General features: G+C 69.6%; 19 protein-coding genes, 1 tRNA gene and 3 pseudogenes. 15 read left to right on the top strand and 8 right to left on the bottom strand.

All coding sequences use genetic code 11. The features are described 5' to 3' along the window. Positions 1–250 precede the first annotated feature (250 nt). A complete protein-coding gene (locus tag ACLF6P_RS14200; protein WP_415950598.1) occupies positions 251–922 on the top strand; it encodes a superoxide dismutase family protein in 672 nt (223 codons plus the stop codon). Here the strand turns inward: ACLF6P_RS14200 and ACLF6P_RS14195 are convergent. Together ACLF6P_RS14195 and ACLF6P_RS14190 are read right to left on the bottom strand one after the other, a co-directional pair. Further along, a complete protein-coding gene (locus tag ACLF6P_RS14195; protein WP_415950597.1) occupies positions 888–1,391 on the bottom strand; it encodes a DoxX family protein in 504 nt (167 codons plus the stop codon). The two genes, ACLF6P_RS14200 and ACLF6P_RS14195, sit on opposite strands and share 35 nt — an antisense overlap. 126 nt (positions 1,392–1,517) lie before the next feature. Beyond that, positions 1,518–3,212, bottom strand: coding sequence for an alkaline phosphatase D family protein (locus ACLF6P_RS14190; RefSeq protein ID WP_415950629.1), 1,695 nt, complete (start codon positions 3,210–3,212; stop codon positions 1,518–1,520). 120 nt (positions 3,213–3,332) lie between these two features. Here ACLF6P_RS14190 and ACLF6P_RS14185 point away from each other — a divergent pair, with 120 nt between their 5' ends. After that, positions 3,333–3,671: a hypothetical protein gene (locus tag ACLF6P_RS14185; protein ID WP_415950596.1), complete on the top strand. Its 339-nt coding sequence runs from the start codon at positions 3,333–3,335 to the stop codon at positions 3,669–3,671. A gap of 82 nt (positions 3,672–3,753) precedes the next feature. Here the strand turns inward: ACLF6P_RS14185 and ACLF6P_RS14180 are convergent, their stop codons facing one another. Beyond that, entirely contained in the window at positions 3,754–4,365 is a 612-nt protein-coding gene (locus ACLF6P_RS14180; protein WP_415950595.1) for a PadR family transcriptional regulator, read from the bottom strand. Positions 4,366–4,405: 40 nt separating this feature from the next. Then, positions 4,406–6,427: an FAD-dependent oxidoreductase gene (locus tag ACLF6P_RS14175; protein WP_415950594.1), complete on the bottom strand. Its 2,022-nt coding sequence runs from the start codon at positions 6,425–6,427 to the stop codon at positions 4,406–4,408. 248 nt (positions 6,428–6,675) lie between these two features. Between ACLF6P_RS14175 and clpX the strand changes: the two genes are divergently transcribed. The 3 genes from clpX (at position 6,676) to ACLF6P_RS14160 (ending at position 9,411) form a co-directional block, all read left to right on the top strand. Beyond that, complete coding sequence (clpX, locus tag ACLF6P_RS14170) at positions 6,676–7,926, top strand: ATP-dependent Clp protease ATP-binding subunit ClpX (RefSeq protein ID WP_415950593.1); 1,251 nt, start codon at positions 6,676–6,678, stop codon at positions 7,924–7,926. Positions 7,927–7,962: 36 nt separating this feature from the next. Further along, a complete protein-coding gene (locus ACLF6P_RS14165; RefSeq protein WP_415950592.1) occupies positions 7,963–8,529 on the top strand; it encodes a hypothetical protein in 567 nt (188 codons plus the stop codon). 318 nt (positions 8,530–8,847) lie between these two features. After that, positions 8,848–9,411 (top strand): flavoprotein, encoded by a 564-nt coding sequence (locus ACLF6P_RS14160; RefSeq protein WP_415950591.1) that lies wholly within the window; start codon positions 8,848–8,850, stop codon positions 9,409–9,411. Between the two features lie 4 nt (positions 9,412–9,415). On the opposite strand, the gene ACLF6P_RS14155 is transcribed toward ACLF6P_RS14160, so the two are convergent. Next, on the bottom strand, positions 9,416–10,042 hold the full coding sequence (locus ACLF6P_RS14155) for a hypothetical protein (RefSeq protein WP_415950590.1): 627 nt from the start codon (positions 10,040–10,042) through the stop codon (positions 9,416–9,418). A gap of 193 nt (positions 10,043–10,235) precedes the next feature. On the opposite strand from ACLF6P_RS14155, the pseudogene ACLF6P_RS14150 reads away from it, so the two are divergent. The 3 genes and pseudogenes from ACLF6P_RS14150 to ACLF6P_RS14140 form a co-directional block, all read left to right on the top strand. Next, positions 10,236–10,421: pseudogene (locus ACLF6P_RS14150) on the top strand (DUF4365 domain-containing protein); the annotation flags it as partial. Positions 10,422–10,433: 12 nt separating this feature from the next. After that, a pseudogene (locus ACLF6P_RS14145) lies at positions 10,434–10,644 on the top strand (IS256 family transposase); the annotation flags it as partial. 92 nt (positions 10,645–10,736) lie between these two features. Then, positions 10,737–10,949, top strand: a complete 213-nt coding sequence (locus tag ACLF6P_RS14140; RefSeq protein ID WP_415950589.1) for a DNA-binding protein — start codon at positions 10,737–10,739, stop codon at positions 10,947–10,949. Between the two features lie 209 nt (positions 10,950–11,158). Here the strand turns inward: ACLF6P_RS14140 and ACLF6P_RS14135 are convergent, their stop codons facing one another. Together ACLF6P_RS14135 and ACLF6P_RS14130 are read right to left on the bottom strand one after the other, a co-directional pair. After that, complete coding sequence (locus ACLF6P_RS14135; protein ID WP_415950588.1) at positions 11,159–11,425, bottom strand: hypothetical protein; 267 nt, start codon at positions 11,423–11,425, stop codon at positions 11,159–11,161. Positions 11,426–11,634: 209 nt separating this feature from the next. After that, positions 11,635–11,874 carry a hypothetical protein gene (locus tag ACLF6P_RS14130; RefSeq protein ID WP_415950587.1) on the bottom strand — a complete coding sequence of 80 codons (240 nt, stop codon included), beginning with the start codon at positions 11,872–11,874 and terminating at the stop codon, positions 11,635–11,637. 317 nt (positions 11,875–12,191) lie between these two features. On the opposite strand from ACLF6P_RS14130, the gene ACLF6P_RS14125 reads away from it, so the two are divergent. From ACLF6P_RS14125 to ACLF6P_RS14105, 5 genes and pseudogenes are all read left to right on the top strand, one after another. Then, positions 12,192–12,776, top strand: coding sequence for a DUF2637 domain-containing protein (locus tag ACLF6P_RS14125; protein ID WP_415950586.1), 585 nt, complete (start codon positions 12,192–12,194; stop codon positions 12,774–12,776). Positions 12,777–12,796: 20 nt separating this feature from the next. Beyond that, on the top strand, positions 12,797–12,988 hold the full coding sequence (locus ACLF6P_RS14120) for a mobile element transfer protein (protein WP_415950585.1): 192 nt from the start codon (positions 12,797–12,799) through the stop codon (positions 12,986–12,988). Between the two features lie 30 nt (positions 12,989–13,018). Next, positions 13,019–13,198 carry a hypothetical protein gene (locus ACLF6P_RS14115; RefSeq protein WP_415950584.1) on the top strand — a complete coding sequence of 60 codons (180 nt, stop codon included), beginning with the start codon at positions 13,019–13,021 and terminating at the stop codon, positions 13,196–13,198. A 188-nt stretch (positions 13,199–13,386) separates the two neighbouring features. Continuing rightward, entirely contained in the window at positions 13,387–13,557 is a 171-nt protein-coding gene (locus ACLF6P_RS14110) for a hypothetical protein (RefSeq protein WP_415950583.1), read from the top strand. A 125-nt stretch (positions 13,558–13,682) separates the two neighbouring features. Continuing rightward, positions 13,683–13,967: pseudogene (locus tag ACLF6P_RS14105) on the top strand (tyrosine-type recombinase/integrase); the annotation flags it as partial. A 68-nt stretch (positions 13,968–14,035) separates the two neighbouring features. Here ACLF6P_RS14105 and ACLF6P_RS14100 read toward each other — a convergent pair. Next, positions 14,036–14,110: transfer RNA gene (locus ACLF6P_RS14100), tRNA-Val, on the bottom strand. A gap of 149 nt (positions 14,111–14,259) precedes the next feature. Here ACLF6P_RS14100 and ACLF6P_RS14095 point away from each other — a divergent pair. Both ACLF6P_RS14095 and ACLF6P_RS14090 read left to right on the top strand, forming a co-directional pair. After that, positions 14,260–15,642, top strand: a complete 1,383-nt coding sequence (locus ACLF6P_RS14095; protein WP_415950582.1) for a coiled-coil domain-containing protein — start codon at positions 14,260–14,262, stop codon at positions 15,640–15,642. Between the two features lie 155 nt (positions 15,643–15,797). After that, positions 15,798–16,388, top strand: a complete 591-nt coding sequence (locus ACLF6P_RS14090; RefSeq protein WP_415950581.1) for a DUF4383 domain-containing protein — start codon at positions 15,798–15,800, stop codon at positions 16,386–16,388. Positions 16,389–16,438: the final 50 nt, after the last annotated feature.

Genomic DNA, 16,438 nt, shown 5'->3' with positions numbered 1-16,438 from the left:
GGTCGGCAGTACCGCGCCGCTCGGGCGCCGCTGAGGTGTCCGTCCGCAGAGTCCGGACAGGAGACAGCTCAACAGCCATACAGCGTACGCACGGCGGCTCCCGGAACATCCACGGGGGTGCGGCGCCCGGTCACCCCCGTTCACCCGCCTGCCGCGCCGGATGCGGCGGGCGGCGCCCCGGTCCCGTACGAACGGAGGAAGCGGAGGCGACGACCAGACGTCCAGACGACGAGACGAGGGAGAGCCGGCGATGGTGGCAGGGATGGCGGCGGTGGCGGGCCTGACGGCCGTGTTGCTCGCGAGCGGGACGGGCGGCGGTGGCGGTGCGGCGGGCATCGGCACGATGGGCGGCAACGGCGCGTCGGGCGGCAACGGCGCGTCGGGCGGCGGCGGGAGTGAAGCAGTCTGGACGAGCAGCGGAGGCAGGGGGGACTCGGGGGACTTCTACCGGATGCGTACGGCGGCCAGGTTCGCGCCGCCCGGAGCGCTGATCCCGTCGGCGGCCCTGACGTACGACCAGGAGCTGGTGCCCGCCGCCTCCCGGATCGAGGTGCGTCAGCGCACGAGTCCGCACGGCACCCGGATCGTCCTGAAGGTGCAGGGCCTCGAGCCGGGCCACGGTTACGGCGCACATGTGCACCGCAAGCCGTGCGGCGCGGACCCTGCGGATGCGGGCGGGCACTACCAGCACCGGGTCGACCCGGTGCAGCCCTCGAAGGACCCGGAATACGTGAACCCGGACAACGAGGTCTGGCTCGACTTCACCGCCGACGCCTCCGGGAACGGCGAAGCGGCCGCACACCACGGCTGGAACTTCCGCCGGGGCGCGGCCGCTTCGGTGGTCCTGCACCGCGAACAGGGCGGTGCGGGCGAGCGGTTGGCCTGTTTCAGCGTGCCGTTCGGATCGCTTCCGCAGACTTGACCGGCTCCTGCCCGTCCTCGGCGGACTGCCCGTCCTCGGCGGACTGCGCGGCTTCGGCGGACTGCGCACGGGTGCCGCGCGAGAGGAGGCGGTCGAGGCCGAGGGCGCCGGAGCCGGTGAAGACGAGCAGCAGGAAGGCCCAGCAGAACAGGGCGGCGGACTCGCCGCCGTTCTCCAGCGGCCAGAGGCCCTCGGGCTGGTGGACCTTGAAGTACGCGTAGGCCATCGCGCCCGAGGCGATCAGCGCGGCGGGGCGCGTGGCCAGGCCGATGAGGACGAGGCCGCCGCAGACGACCTCGATGACGGCCGCATACCAGAACGGCCAGGCACCGGCCTCCGGGCCGCCGCCCGCCGAGCCGCCGAGCACACCGAAGAGGGACGATGCGCCGTGGCAGGCGTAGAGCAGTCCGACGACGATACGGAACAGGCCTATGGCGTAGGGCTGGGCGCTGTCGAGACGTCCAGTCATGGCAGGGCTCCTTAATCCGGTCCGGGTGCGGACCGGGCCGTGGGGGAGCCCCAAGATTAGGCAGCCCTTAATGTGCTTGCAAGTTCAACATTAGGTCACCATTCGAGCTCTGGCCGGAATCAGCTCTCACGACGTGAGCCGCCTGTCCTCCACCGTCTCCAGCCGCGCTCCCCCGCCCCGTACGCGCCGCGCCTGGTCGAGCCGGAGCCGGGAGGAACGGCCGCGCAGGCTCAGCGTCATCAGCTGGTTGCCGAACCAGGGCCCGCCCGTCCGGCGCCATTCGAGCGTCCTCCCGCCGAGCCGCCCGTGCCGGGCGAAGCGCCGCCCGAGCGCGCGGCCCGCCTTGCTCCAGCCGAAGCGGAAGCCCCACTTCACCGAGCGGTGGATGCGGTTGTGCACCGGCGAGCAGGTGAGCTGGAGGATGCGGGCGTCCGGGGTGCGCCGGTCGGCGGGCCAGCTGGGTTCGGCCGCGTACGCGTGGTGGACGTCGCCGGAGAGCACGCAGACGGTGGCGGGCGCGTCCGGGCCCGTGCCCGCCTCGGCGATCAGCTCGGTGAGCGCCTCGAAAGAGCGCGGGAACGCCGCCCAGTGCTCCAGATCGCTGCGCCGCCGCAGATCCTCCGCGATCCGGGCCCAGCGCGGGCCGCGTTCGCCGCGCGCGAGCGCCGCGTTCCAGCCCTCGGCCTCGTGGATCAGATGCGGCAGCAGCCAGGGCAGCGAAGTGCCGATGAGGAGATGATCGCTCGACTCCGGCTCGCACAGGGCCTGTTCGCGCAGCCAGGCCGCCTCCTCGGCGTCCAGCATCTCCCGCTCGGACTCCTCCAGGACCCGCGCCGCACGTGTGTCGACCATGAGCAGCCGTACGCGGCCGAAGTCGCGCCGGTAGCTCCAGCGGGTCCGCGCCGGGTCCCGGTCGGCCTCGGCGGCGAAGGTGCGCAGGGCGTCGGTGCCGTCGGGCGTGGCGCGCACCTGCGCGTACAGCTTGTCGGCCGCGAGCTGGGAGGGGGTGAGGTTGCCGAGGTGCTGGTAGACCCAGTACGACATCAGGCCGCTGAGGATCCGCTCGTTCCACCAGGGCGTGGCCCGCATCTCGGCCAGCCAGGACGCGCTGGTGTTCCAGTCGTCGATCACGTCGTGGTCGTCGAAGATCATGCAGCTGGGCACGGTCGACAGGAGCCAGCGCACCTCCGGGTCGAGCCAGGACTCGTAATAGAGGTGGGTGTACTCCTCGTAGTCCGCGACCTGCGCGCCCGGCGGTTCCCGCAGATCGCGCCGGGCCGCGAGCCAGCTCTTGGTGGCCTTGGACGTCATGTCCGCGTACACCTGGTCGCCGAGGAGCACGAGGACGTCGGGGCGTACGTCGTCCGGGCGCACGCTGTCCGGGTGCACGCCGTCCGGGCGCACACCGTCCGGGCGGTCGGCGAGCTCCGCGGCGAGGATGTCGAGCGCGTCGGGACCCACCGGGTCGTGCTCTCCCGAGGGGGGCGCGGCCCAGCGGCAGGAGCCGAAGGAAAGGCGCAGCTCCTCGTCCTCGGCGCCCGAGGGCGTGCGGATCGTGGACGGCGGGAACGGCGAGTCGGGCAGCGGCCATACCTGCCGGCCGTCCAGGAAGACCTCGTACGCGGTGTCGGTGCCGGGTGTCAGACCGCCGACCGGGACCAGCGCGTAGTGGTGCCCGGCCACCTGGAAGGTGGGCTCGCGGCCGGTGGTGCCGTCGGCGCAGCGCACCTCGGCCGTGCAGGGGCGGTCGGTCTCCACCCAAAGCGTGGCCGCCGTCCCGTCGACGTAGCGCAGCAGCGGGCCCAGGCGCAGCCGGGTCATGGTGATCACTTCCCTCCGTCGCCCGTACGGTACGGAACGTCCTGGGGCCGTGACCACTCGAACAGATGAACTCCCCCTATTTACTCGCCTTCGAAAATCGAACAGCCGTAGCATTATGGCGTGGCTGTGACACACGAGTTCCCGAGTGACCTACTGCAAGGTCAGGAGGAGCTGCATCAGGTCAGGGCGGAGCTGCTGGCGCTCCTGAAGCGGCTCCCCTGGTCCGTCGTGCCGCTGGACGGCTTCAGCGACACCGGCGGCTGGCGCAAGGTGGAGCGCCCCGCCTCACCCGGCTGGACCGAGGACGAACAGGCCGAGGTGGAGAAGCTGCGCGAGCGGGAGCGCGAGCTGGCGGTGTTCGTCAGCGGCCACCGGTACTGGAAGGAAGTGGCCGCACCGGATGTGGTCGACGCGCGGATGCTGCTCAAGCACGTGCATGAGGAGGCGGCCGGAGGGTGAGTGGGTGGCCGGGGGGTGAGTGGGTGGCCGGGGGCCGTGCGCGAGGCGCGGCGCCCGGCCCGCGCTCAGAGCCTGGTGGCTCTCACTCCGTGCCGTCCCCCGGATCCAACTCCCCCAGCGCCCGCTCCAGCCACGCCACCCAGAACGTCTCCAGGTCGATCCCGCCCCGCAGCACCAGATGCTGCAGCGGATCGCCCGCCGAGCCCGCCGGTGATGGCGAGTCCGCCGGTGCCGCCGAGTCCACCGATGCCGCCGAGTCCACCGATGCCCCCGATACCGCGGGGAAGTCCCGCGCCTCGATCGCCTCGTACTCCGCGAGCTGGCGCCGGTGCAGCTCCAGATGGCGCCGCAGCTCCCCGATCAGGCCCGCGCGCCCCACCACACCCGCGGCCCGCACCCGCAGCATCAGCGGGTCCCGCATGGGCCGCGGGTCCTCGGGGCGCGCCACCCAGGCGGTGAGCTCCTCGCGCCCCGCCGCGAGGACTTCGTACTCCTTCTTCGAGCCGCGCGAAGGCCCCTGCGCGGGCAGTGCCCTGATCAGCCCGGACTTCTCCAGACGGCCCAGCTCCCGGTAGATCTGCTGGTGCGTGGCCGACCAGAAGTAGCCGATCGACCTGTCGAAACGGCGGGTCAGCTCCAGGCCCGAGGACGGCTTCTCCAGGAGCGCGGTGAGGATCGCGTGCGGCAGGGACATCAGCGGGGGCCTGTTCCGGTGGTCACGGCACGGCGGCCGGTCACAGCGCGGCGGCGAGCTCGGTGCCCTGCTTGACGGCCCGCTTGGCGTCGAGTTCGGCAGCCACGTCGGCGCCGCCGATGACGTGCACGTGCGCACCGGCCGCGAGCAGCTGGTCGTACAGCGCGCGGCGCGGCTCCTGCCCGGCACACAGCACCACGGTGTCCACGTCGAGCACCGAGCTCTCCCCGTCGACGGTGATGTGCAGCCCGGCGTCGTCGATACGGTCGTACGTGACGCCCGCGAGCATCTGCACACCGCGGTGCCTGAGCTCGGTGCGGTGGATCCAGCCGGTGGTCTTGCCGAGCCCTGCGCCGACCTTGCTGGCCTTGCGCTGCAGCAGGTGCACCTGGCGCGGGGGCCGCGGGCGGCGCGGCTCGTCGAGACCGCCGCGGCCGCGGTAGTCCGTGTCGACGCCCCACTGGCGGAAGTAGACGGCCGCGTCCTCGCTCGCGCCCTCGCCGTCGTCGGTGAGGAACTCCGCGACATCGAAGCCGATCCCGCCGGCCCCGACGATCGCCACCTTCTCCCCCACCTCGGCGCCACCGGCAAGGACGTCGAGGTAGCTGAGGACGCGCGGGTGGTCGACGCCCTCGATGGCGGGCGTGCGCGGCTCGACACCGGTGGCGATCACGATCTCGTCGTACGGCCCGTCGGCGAGGTCGCCGGCCTCCACCCGTACACCCAGCTTGACGTCCACGCCGCGCTCCTCCAGCTGGACGCGGAAGTAGCGGATCGTCTCGTCGAACTCCTGCTTGCCGGGGACCTTGCGGGCGATGTTCAGCTGCCCGCCGATCTCCTCGGCCGCGTCGAACAGGGTGACCTGGTGGCCGCGTTCGGCGGCGGAGACCGCGCAGGCGAGACCGGCCGGACCGGCGCCGACGACGGCGATGTGCTTGGCCTTGCGGACCGGGCCGAGGACCAGCTCGGTCTCGTGGCAGGCGCGCGGGTTGACCAGGCAGGAGGTGATCTTGCCGCTGAAGGTGTGGTCGAGGCAGGCCTGGTTGCAGCCGATGCAGGTGTTGATGGTCTCGGCGCGGCCCTCCGCGGCCTTCGCCACGAACTCGGGGTCGGCGAGGAAGGGTCGGGCCAGGGACACCAGGTCGGCGTGCCCGTCGGCGAGCAACTGCTCGGCGACCTCGGGGGTGTTGATGCGGTTGCTGGTGACGAGCGGGATCTCGACCGCGCCCATCACCTTCTTCGTCACCCAGGCGAAGGCCCCGCGCGGCACGGACGTGGCGATCGTCGGGATGCGCGCCTCGTGCCAGCCGATCCCGGTGTTGAGGACGTTGGCACCGGCCGCCTCGATCTGCCGGGCCAGCGCGATGACCTCGTCGAGCGAGGAGCCGCCGGGCACCAGGTCCAGCATGGAGAGCCGGTAGACGATCAGGAAGTCCTTGCCGAGGCGGGCGCGGGTGCGGCGCACGATCTCGACGGGCAGCCGCATCCGGTTCTCGTACGAGCCGCCCCAGCGGTCGGTGCGCTGATTGGTCGGCGCGGCGATGAACTCGTTGATGAGGTAGCCCTCGGAGCCCATGATCTCGACGCCGTCGTACCCGGCCTTCTTCGCGAGCACGGCCGTGCGCACGAAGTCCTCGATGGTCCGCTCGATCTCGTCCTCGGTCAGCTCGTGCGGCACGAACGGCGAGATGGGTGCCTGCAGCGCGCTCGGCGCGACGAGGTCCTTGTGGTACGCGTACCGGCCGAAGTGCAGGATCTGCAGCGCGATCCGGCCACCCTCGCGGTGCACCGCCTCGGTGACGACGCGGTGCTGCTCGGCCTCCTCTTCCGTGGTGAGCTTCGCTCCGCCCTCGTACGGGCGTCCCGCGTCGTTGGGGGCGATACCACCGGTGACGATCAGCCCCGCGCCGCCGCGGGCGCGCTCGGCGTAGAACGCCGCCATGCGCTCGAAGCCCCGCTCGGCCTCCTCGAGGCCGACGTGCATCGAACCCATCACGACCCGGTTGGGAAGGGTGACGCATCCCAGGTCAAGGGGGGTCATGAGGTGGGGGTAGGCACTCATCCGGGGCTCTCCTCGGTCACGACAGGACGGCTGCGTTCTCATTATGCAACTGGTTGCACAAAGGGCCAGGGAGGAACCGTGGGGGGTGTGTCACATCCGCGAGGAGGGCCATGGGCCGTGCCCCCAGGCGCGTTGCCGTCGGCGCCCGGGGCAAGTTACGGTCCTGACGGGACGAATCCAGATGATGCCGCCACGTCACAATCGATATCGATGCATCCGCGTCCGTAGGCCGAGGGAGACGAATCCGAGTGGCACGCGCCGATGACAGCGGCTCCCTGCTGACCTGCACGTTCTGCGGGAAGAGCCAGAAGTCGGTCCGCAGGCTGATCGCAGGCCCGGGCGGAATCTGTATCTGCGACGAGTGCGTGGGGCTGTGCAACGAACTCATCGCCGAGGAGACGGAGGAGGCCGCAGCTCAAGCGCCCGCCGAACTCCCCACCCCACGCGAGATCTTCGAGCACCTGGCGCGGTACGTCATCGGCCAGGACAAGGCCAAGCGCACCCTCGCGGTCGCAGTCCACAACCACTACAAGCGGCTGCGCAACGGCGCCTCGGACGACTCCGACATCGAGCTCGGCAAGTCCAACGTACTGCTCGTCGGCCCCACCGGCTGCGGCAAGACGTACCTCGTACAGACACTGGCCCGGATCCTCGACGTACCGTTCGCAATCGCCGACGCCACCGCGCTGACCGAGGCCGGCTATGTCGGCGAGGACGTGGAGAACATCCTGCTCAAGCTGGTGCAGGCGGCCGACTACGACGTCGAGCGGGCGCAGCGCGGCATCATCTACATCGACGAGATCGACAAGGTCGCGCGCAAGAGCGAGGGCCCTTCGCTGACGCGTGACGTCAGCGGCGAGGGCGTCCAGCAGGCGCTCCTGAAGATCCTCGAAGGCACGGTGGCCTCCATCCCGCCGCAGGGCGGGCGCAAGCATCCGGGCCAGGAGTTCATCCCGCTCGACACCACCCAGGTCCTGTTCATCGTCGGCGGCGCCTTCGCCGGCCTGGAGGAGATCGTCGAACGCCGCTCGGCCCGCCGCGGCATCGGCTTCGGCCCCACCCCGCTGCACACACCGGAGCCGCTGACCGAGGTGACGGCGGCGGATCTGCGCGAATACGGCCTGATCCCCGAGTTCGTGGGGCGGCTGCCGCTAACGACGACAGTGCACGCCCTGGACCGCACGGCCCTGATCCGCATCCTCACCGAACCGCGCAACGCGCTGATCAGGCAGTACCAGAAACTCTTCCAACTCGACGGCGTGGAGCTGGAGTTCACCGACGAGGCGATCGCCGCGATCGCCGACCAGTCACTGCTGCGCCGCACGGGCGCACGGGCAGCCCGCAGCATCCTCGAGGAGGTCCTCCTCAACGTCATGTACGAGGTCCCGAGCCGCGACGACGTCGCCCGCGTCCTCATCACCGGCGAAACGGTCCTCAACCGCGTCAACCCGACCCTGATCCCCCACCCGGCCCGGGAGTGGGACGAACGCTCGGCCTGATCGCCCGAGCGGATGTGCACTCCGAAGGGGGCTTCGATGAGCATCACGGGTCAGATACTTCCGCTTGTCGGCGTGGCGGTGGGCGCAGGAGTGTCCGTGGCCGTTTCGGCGCTGACCGAGCGCAGCCGCTGGAGGCGCCAGCAGTCGGTCCGGTGGGATGAACGGCGGCTCGGCGCCTACGCGGAATATGCCCACGCGGTCAAGGAACTCAGCAATCAGTACCTTCAGTTGGCCATCGGCCGTGGCATCGCCACAGGTTCGCGGCCACTCACCCCGACGGAAGCTGTTCTGGAGGAAGTGTCACGTGCGGAAAGCCGTCGTTCCGCGCTCGCACAGTCCCTCTGGCTCCTGGGTGACGTCGAGGCGAATACTGCCGCGGTCAGGCTGAGCCATGCACTGTGGCACCTCGAGTACCTGGCCCGCGGCATCCCGACGACCGGCACGACCACGTGGGATGAGGCCTTCCTCGAGTTCCGGGAGGCCCACAAGAAGTTTCTGCTGGCGGCCAGGCGCGACCTCGGCGTCGAGGGGCCGATGCGACACGAACTGCCGTGGCCTCCGCCGTGGCGCCCTTCCGGCCGACCAGGCTCGGACGCGACCTGACAGCAGCGGCATCGACCCTCATCCGAACCGGATGGCAAGAACCGGATGGCAAGAGCCGCCGCAGTGGCGGGAACCGGCCGCGAAAAGAGCCCCGGCCCCCGCATGACCTGCGGTGTCCGGGGCTCTCGCCTGCTCGCATCGGTGGGCACGGACGGTTTCGAACCGCCGACATTCGCCTTGTAAGTTCGCCCGAGGTGGCGCGGGTGCCGTCTGCGCTCGCGGTACGCGCTTCCGCGGTGGCCGCCGAACGTTGGTACTGTCCCCTGCCGTTGGTGTCAGCTGTGGATGTCAGGACCTTTTCCAATCGGGGGTGGAGTGGTGACGCACCGCGGTGTACTCGGGGTCGTCGGAACGGCCACGGATGGCGTGCAGGACCTGCGCACGAAGCTCGTCGAGCCCGCGATGGCGCGCGGCTGGCAGGTCGCCGTGACGCTCACGCCGACGGCCGCTCGTTGGCTGCGCGAGGGCGACGAGATCGACCGCTTGGAGCGGCTGACCGGCCTGTCCGTACGAGACACCCCGCGCCTCCCGACAGAGCCGCGCCCGCACCCGCGATCCGACTGCTGGGCCGTCGCCCCGGCGAGCGCCAACTACGTCGCGAAGCTGGCGCTCGGCATCGCGGACAACCAGGCCTTGACTCAGGTCAGCGAGGCTGTCGGTACCCTCGGCGTGCCCGTGATCGTGTTTCCGCGGATCAATGCGGCCCACGCCCGCCACCCGGCATGGGATGGGCACATCGAGGCTCTGCGCAAGGGGGACGTGGAACTGGACTACGGGCCGGACGTCCGGCCTCTCCACGAGCCGCGCGAAGAACCCGCGGACCGACCGCCTCCGTGGGGGTTGATCCTGGACGCGATTGACCGAAGGGCCGCGAGTCGCTGATCGCTTACTCAATCTGAGGCGCGGCCAATGGCAGCTGTTCGCTGTGGAGCCAGGCGAACGTGCGGTCAGGTTCGAGGCGAGCTTGCCCCCAGTGGATGGCATGAATCCCGGACTCGGCGTCCGCTGTGAAGAACAAGCACACGAGCTTCGTGGCCGCCCCCAACGCCTCGAAGGTCTCATGCAGTTCCTCGTACTCGTCGCTCGTGAACTCCCCCTCAAGGTCGAACAAGCCCTCCTGCGGCTCCGGCCCGTGACTCAGGAGCATCCGACGACGCGTCGGTGAGGCATCAGCAGCCAGCCGGGCGCGCTCGAGCGGCGTCGGACGGTTGGCGTACTTGAAGGGGAAGAGCGCGTGGTCCTCGATGACTGCGTATTCGTACCCGCGCACATCCCGCACGGCTTCGCCCAACTCCCGGGCGAGGTCGGCCAAGTTCTCACGCACGGCCTCAGCCAGGGTGAACCCATACGGGCTCCGCTTCTTCAGCCCTGCCGTGAGGTGCACGGCATGAGCCCGAGCATGAGCCCTGGCCAGCTGCTGCGGTATCGCCTCGACGAGCCTGCCGGCATGCCGCCCAAACCGCTTCACGGCCCAGTTCGACGGTCCAGCATGGTTGTCACCCAGCACAGACATGCAGAGTTCCCCTCCCCCAGCCACCCCGCGCATCTCTTGTGTGCCATGTGCACAAGACCCAGGCAAGGGGGCCATATCGGCCATGCAGCACAGCAAGGGCCCGTCCCGGGCATGAAGCGGCACCCTAGCTGCCTGTCAGTGGCGATCAGTATCGTGACGTTCGCTGATCAGTTGAGGGGGAACCTTGTCAAAAGTGCGATCCAGCCGTCGCATCGAACGGGCAGGCGTCAATGCCCTTCGAACGCTCCTTGAAGACCACAACCACATCGTCCAAGAAATTGACGGTGGGAGCGATCACGGCGAAGACATGATCGTAAACTTCACGCACCACGGGAAAAGAACCGGATACTGGCTCGCAATCCAAGTAAAGAGCGGCAAGAAGTACAAAAGAGCCACGTTCGCCACCGTCCGTCTGCGCACCCGGGTCACCCGGGGCGCTGGCTCCCGCACCGCCGCCCTGGCCATGGTGTTCAAGCTCGTCGAGTCCGCCCAACAGCGATGGCGGGCTGTGAACGCGCCCCCCCCTCGTCGCCCTTGTCCGCGCCGGTGCCCGTTTCGAACGCGGCTTGCTGGCCGGGCGGCCGACGGCGACGGCCGCATGACGGACCAAGAACGCCGACAGGAGCGGTCGAGGCGGAGAAGCGAGCGCGGCTACTTCCCGCTGAAGGCAGAGCGTGTCGAGGACGATGCCTTGATGTCCCAGCCAGAAGCCGCCCGCCACCTGGGGATCGCGCTGATCCGCGTCGGAATGCTGATCGCCAACGGCCACCTGGCACCGGCGGAGAACCCGACCGGGCAGGCCGGAGTGACAACTACCAGCGTTCAGACCGAGAAGACCTGGCGAGCGAACGCGACAATCCCCGCGAAGTTCGCCCGCTTCCTGAAGGACACGATCAACTGGTTCTGATCGGTGATCCACAGGTCTTGACGATGGCTCCAGTCATCGACCCAGATCGTCAACGTCATGCCGCCATTGTCCTCCGAGTGACCGGAGCACCTCAGGGGCCTCGCGCATGATCTGTGACACTCGCTTTAGGAGCTCGATCGCTCACAGGGTCCGGGGCTGGTGCGGCTGGGGGTCTGTACCGTCACCGCGCCCCTGTCGACCATGGTTGCTCACCGACATCCGCCGCCGTCGGTGTCAGGACGGGATGAGTCCTGATCCTCCTCCGGCCGCCACGTAAGCCTCCGGAATGCAAGGTCGATGTCGTGGAAGAGGCGGCGCTCTGCCTCTGGCAGCGTCCCATTGCTGATCGTGATGTGGGCCTCCCCGTACGGCGTGGCTGTTCGCCAGGCCTCCCACTGATCCAGGTCGTGCGCGCAGTACCGTCGCAGCAGACCTAGGAGCTGGGCGAACTCGGCGTCAGACAAGGGGCCGTCCATGCGGGGATCTTATGCGGCGTGCAGTCCACGGCTTGAGCGCCTGGAACAAGGCCGAACCGAACCATCAGCTTGGGAAGTTCAGTGGACCTAGGGCCGATTTGGCTTCTGACCTGCGATGGAGCGCCCGAACGATCACTTTGTGCCTCGGTCGGCTTCCCCGTGTTCCCCGTGGCTCCCCGCCCGACCTGGCATGGGTCTGGCACGACTCGTCAGGAGTTCTGCGGTCCGACGAGAGCCTCCGCCAGGGCTTCGCCCGTCATCTCGACGATGACCGCATCACCTTGCATCGACGGTGGCAGGCCCGCGTACTCCTCTCTGCGACATACGACCCCCACTCGGCTCGGGTCGATGACAATCGCGCCGAGCCGTGAGACCAATTCCGCGACGATTGACCACACTCCGCCAGCGTGGGGGCGATGTACTGAGATGCCCAGCTCGTCGACGAACATCTCGGCTTCGCTGCCATCCGAAGCCCTGATCCAAAACTGGAGGCTCCCGTCCTCGCATACTGTCAGCTCAGGGTCCCCGACATCTTGTGGTTCCAATACGGCCCGCACTAGCCGCAGATCCAGCGGGACGGGGGATTCGCCACCGCCGACGAACTTGTAGATGTATGGACTCCAACCCACGATGCCCCCAGTTGTCCAGGTGGGCCACAATACCCGGAGGTCGGTGGAGCGACTTTGGGCTGGAGCTGCTTTGGGGCGAGTGATCATGGCCGCTTCGCTTCGACGCCCTACTGATTCAGGCCGTGATCGCCGGGGCCTTGTCCTTCACGCACCTACACGACATCGCCGAAGCGGCCGGACAGCACGGCTGGAAAGCCTGGGCCTGCCCGGTCTCCGTCGACCTGCTGCTCGTCGCCGCCTGGCGCCGTCTCCGGCAGGGACGGACCCCGCGCCTGGCGTGGTGCTGGTTCCTGATCGCGCTGTTCGCGTCGCTCGGTGCGAACGTCGCCACCGCCGGCTTCCTCGACCTCGAACACGCCCCGGCCTGGCTGCGGTTCCTGGTCGCTGGATGGCCCGCGCTCGCCTTCCTCGGCGGCACCCTCCTCGCCCACGGCACCGACCCCGAGCCCGAGCGGGAGACCGCCGTGCCGGCCGAATCCACCACCCCCGCTGAGCCCGTTGCCATGCCTTCTCAGACCGCGGTCGACGTTCCCGAGCGGGCACCGGAACTCCCTCCGGCTGCGCCCGCGGTGAACGTTCCGCCCGCGCTGGTCGAGCACGCCCGCAAGGTCGCCGACGCGCACCGCGCCCGCACCGGCACCCCGATCGACCCCGACACCCTGCGTATCCAACTCGGTGTCCCCGCCCCGATGGCCACCGCCATCGCGGCCCAACTCACCTGATGCCGAAGGAGATCACCGCTATGCCCCTGCACTTCATCTTCCGCAAACTGCGCCAGGTCGGCCCGATCACCATCGGCACCGGCCAGGACCGCGACGGCCACATGACCTACATCGCCGCCTGCGGCGCTGAGCGCTGCGGCTGGTCCGGCGAGTACACCACCGTCGCCGCCGCGAACGTCGCCGCCGAAGGCCACCGCTGCCGCGTCCGCTGACCCATCTGATCTCAAAGGAGAGGCCCCGTCATGGACGTCCCGTTCTGGTTCTTCATCACCTGCATCGCAGTCATCGGCGTCAAGCTCGTCCGCCCGCCGCTCTGGCTCGTGATCGCCCTCCTGATCGGCGGCTTCCTCCTCGCCGACAGCTTCCTCGCCCCCGCGATCGACACCGGCACCGAAACCGGCGGCGAGATCACCAACCCCTGACCAACTGGAAGGAGTCCAGCTCATGTTCAAGCCCCACGTGCCCCGTCAACCCAACCCCGACCGGCGAGATCATCCCGGTCATCACCACTCTCGGACAGACCCCGACAGTCCACCACGCACCGGCCCCTGCGCCGTGCGCCTGCCACCACCCGTACGCTGCCCCGGCGACCGCTCCGGACCGCCTCGGGATGAGCCCCGGCACCCTGATCGCTCTCGCCGCGGCCGGAACGGTCGGCGCACTGGTGATCGGCGCCGTCCTGGTCTCCATGCTGCTCGCCGTCGCGGTCACCGGCGTGTCCATCGCCGTGTGCGCGATCGTCCTGCGCTCGCTCCTGGCCTCGGATACGAAGCGATGCTGACCGGCCCCGGGGCGGTCTCAACCGCCAAGTCTCGCCCGCCCCGGCGCCCGGCCCCTGCCCGATCTCAACAACCGGAAGGAACCCACATCATGCCCGACCAACCTTGGTCCTTGGACGAGACGCTCACGACCCGTACCGGTCGGCCGATCGAGCCGCGGAACGTCTACCGCTCCTTCACCCGCGTCGCCAAGGACGCCGGACTCCGCGTGATCCGGCTGCACGACGCCCGGCACGGCTGCGCGACCCTGCTCACCGCGGCCGGGGTGGCGCCTCGGGGCGTGATGGAGATCCTTGGGCACAGCCAGATCGCAGTGACCATGAACGTCTACACGCACGTCGTACAGGACACCCAGCGCGAGGCAGTCAGCCACACGGATCGCCTGCTCAAGCGGCGTCCGGCTCGGGAGTGACCGCGAGCGTTGATGTCAGATCTGGATGTCAAAGACCCCCCGCCATGATCGGCGAGGGGTCTTTGTGCTGGTGGGCGCGGACGGTTTCGAACCGCCGACATTCGCCTTGTAAGGGCGACGCTCTACCCCTGAGCTACGCGCCCGAAGCGATCGACAGCCTACCTTGCCGGGGGTGGTGCCCCGCAAACCCGTACCGGTGGGCGTAAGGGCGAACCAAACGACCCGTGTGTTCGTCCCCAAGGGGTGGGAGAATGGCCACCCAGGCAGGCGGATGAGCGCACGGGAGTGGGATGTGACGGCGACACCATCGCGGCGGTACACGCAAGTTGCACGTCGCCGTGGGTCGACGGGTGCCTGTCGCGATGCGCTCACACTCGTACTGCTGCCGTTGCCGCTGCTCGCCGCGGTGCTGCCCGCGGCGTTCGCCGGGGGCGGTACGCGCCGGTGGTTCGGCGGGCGCGGCGAGAGCCAGCGTGCCGATGCGCAGGCCGCCAAGGACGGGGCGGCCGCCGCGTTCTACGAGCTCGACACGGCCCAGCGCGATCTGCGGATCTCGATAGAGACGATCACCGCGGTCGACGGATCGCCCGCCGCCCGCCGCGCCGTCGACGAGTTCGCGGCGCTCGGCCGGCGGATCGACGAGGTCAGCCACCGTTATATCCAGGCTGTCGACGCGCATGACCTCGACCGCGACGACCTGGAGGCCGCCACGGCGGCCCGCGCCCGTGACCAGCTGACCCAGGCCAGAAACGAGCTGACCCGGGCCAAGCAGGACCTCGACCGTTTCGCCCAGGGCCTCGGCCCGTTGCTCGACAAAGCGGAGACCCAGCTCGCCCGGCTCGCGCCCGCCGTCGAACGGGCCCGGCAGACCCTGCTCGCCGCGAGCACCGCCCTGGATGCCGTACGGGCCTCCGGCCTCAAGGCGGACGATCTGGCGGCGCGGCTCGCGGTGCTCGGGCCCGAGCTGACCAAGCTGAACCAGGGCGCAGGACACCATGGCGTGGCCGAGACGCTGCACCGCGCCGAGCGGGTCGCGCGGGACGGCGAGGCGGTACGGGCCGAGGCGGAGCGGCTGCCGGAGAAGGCGGCCGAGATCGACCGCCGTCTGGTGAGTCTGCGCACCCGGGCCCAGGCCCTGACCACGCGGACGACGCAGGTCGAACCGGTGCTCAGTGAGCTGCGGCGGCGTTTCACCGCGAACTGCTGGCAGGACCTCCAGCCGGTGCCCGCGCAGGCCGCCGAGAACGTACAGCAGGCCGAGACGAAGCTGGCCGATGCCCGCAAGGCGCGCGACGAGCAGCGCTGGCCTGACGCGACGGCGCTGCTGGGCACGGTGCGTGCGCTGCTGAATGCGACCGATGAGGCGGTTTCGGCGGCCGGTGACCGTCTGACCAGGCTCAATGAGGTTTCGAAGGACCCCGAGCAGGAGATCCAGCGGACCCGGTTCGCGATCCGGGACGCCCAGCGCCTTGCCATGGCTGGGCGGAACACGGCCGAACCCCGGCACGCCCGGCCCCTGGACGACTGCGTGGCCCGGCTCGACCGGGCGATCGCGGGCCTGGAGGGGCGGCACCCCGACTACTGGCTGTTCCTGACGGAAACGGAGGGGGTTCGGGCGACGGTCGCCCGGGTCGTCGCGCAGATCCGTGAGGAGCGGGGGGCCGGGGCGCACTGATCTCCCCTCCTGCGCTCGGAACCACCTCCTGACCTGCGCAGGGACGCAGCATCTCGCGCACCAGGTGACATGGCCGCGGTAGGAGCGGATCCTGGAAGTACGTACGCGCTCCCGCGCGTACGCCCGCACGGCCTCCGCGACCACAGGAGGCGGACATGGCCACGCACGTACTTCATCCGGGATCCCGGCGACGCATCAGCCTCGACGAGCACCTGCCCGTCGACCACAAGCTCAGCAAGGTCTATCGGATCGGGGCCGGCCTGACCGGTCTGGTGCTGCTCGCCTTCGGCATCCTCGGCCTCATCGACAAGATCGGATTCTTCGACACCGGCGGCGACGAGGTGCTCGGCCTCAACACGAACGGCGCGCTGAGCGTGCTGTCCATCTGCGTCGGACTGCTGCTCTTCGTCGGCATGGTGATCGGCGGCAACTTCGCCTCGACGCTCAACATGGTGCTCGGCATCGCCTTCATCCTCAGCGGGTTCGTCAACATGGCCCTCCTCGAAACGGACTTCAACTTCCTCGCGTTCGAGATCCAGAACGTGCTGTTCAGCTTCGTGGTCGGCGTGATGCTGATGTTCTTCGGCATGTACGGCCGCGTCAGCGCGACCTTGCCGCACGACAACCCGTACTGGAAGGCCCGCCACCCCGAACAGGCGGCCCGCGAACAGCGCGCACGCGTCCGCGGACCGGTGGCGGGCGCCCGCCCGGCGAAGGGTTCCCTGCCGGAAGGGACCGAGGACTAGTGACCTGAGTCGGAGATTCGTCGTTAGTTGGGTATGAGTCGTCCGGGTCC

The sequence above is a fragment of the Streptomyces lothianensis genome (assembly GCF_047779955.1).
Classification (GTDB): Bacteria; Actinomycetota; Actinomycetes; order Streptomycetales; family Streptomycetaceae; genus Streptomyces.
This window is presented reverse-complemented; position numbering and strand designations above follow the sequence as displayed.

Bases quoted from the DNA above. Each gene is read 5' to 3' on its own strand.
- ACLF6P_RS14200 (WP_415950598.1), top strand. From the start codon at position 251: ATGGTGGCAGGGATGGCGGCGGTGGCGGGCCTGACGGCCGTGTTGCTC.
- ACLF6P_RS14195 (WP_415950597.1), bottom strand. From the start codon at position 1,391: ATGACTGGACGTCTCGACAGCGCCCAGCCCTACGCCATAGGCCTGTTC.
- ACLF6P_RS14190 (WP_415950629.1), bottom strand. From the start codon at position 3,212: ATGACCCGGCTGCGCCTGGGCCCGCTGCTGCGCTACGTCGACGGGACG.
- ACLF6P_RS14180 (WP_415950595.1), bottom strand. From the start codon at position 4,365: ATGTCCCTGCCGCACGCGATCCTCACCGCGCTCCTGGAGAAGCCGTCC.
- ACLF6P_RS14175 (WP_415950594.1), bottom strand. From the start codon at position 6,427: ATGAGTGCCTACCCCCACCTCATGACCCCCCTTGACCTGGGATGCGTC.
- ACLF6P_RS14165 (WP_415950592.1), top strand. From the start codon at position 7,963: ATGAGCATCACGGGTCAGATACTTCCGCTTGTCGGCGTGGCGGTGGGC.
- ACLF6P_RS14155 (WP_415950590.1), bottom strand. From the start codon at position 10,042: ATGTCTGTGCTGGGTGACAACCATGCTGGACCGTCGAACTGGGCCGTG.
- ACLF6P_RS14140 (WP_415950589.1), top strand. From the start codon at position 10,737: ATGTCCCAGCCAGAAGCCGCCCGCCACCTGGGGATCGCGCTGATCCGC.
- ACLF6P_RS14135 (WP_415950588.1), bottom strand. From the start codon at position 11,425: ATGGACGGCCCCTTGTCTGACGCCGAGTTCGCCCAGCTCCTAGGTCTG.
- ACLF6P_RS14130 (WP_415950587.1), bottom strand. From the start codon at position 11,874: ATGTTCGTCGACGAGCTGGGCATCTCAGTACATCGCCCCCACGCTGGC.
- ACLF6P_RS14120 (WP_415950585.1), top strand. From the start codon at position 12,797: ATGCCCCTGCACTTCATCTTCCGCAAACTGCGCCAGGTCGGCCCGATC.
- ACLF6P_RS14115 (WP_415950584.1), top strand. From the start codon at position 13,019: ATGGACGTCCCGTTCTGGTTCTTCATCACCTGCATCGCAGTCATCGGC.
- ACLF6P_RS14110 (WP_415950583.1), top strand. From the start codon at position 13,387: ATGAGCCCCGGCACCCTGATCGCTCTCGCCGCGGCCGGAACGGTCGGC.
- ACLF6P_RS14090 (WP_415950581.1), top strand. From the start codon at position 15,798: ATGGCCACGCACGTACTTCATCCGGGATCCCGGCGACGCATCAGCCTC.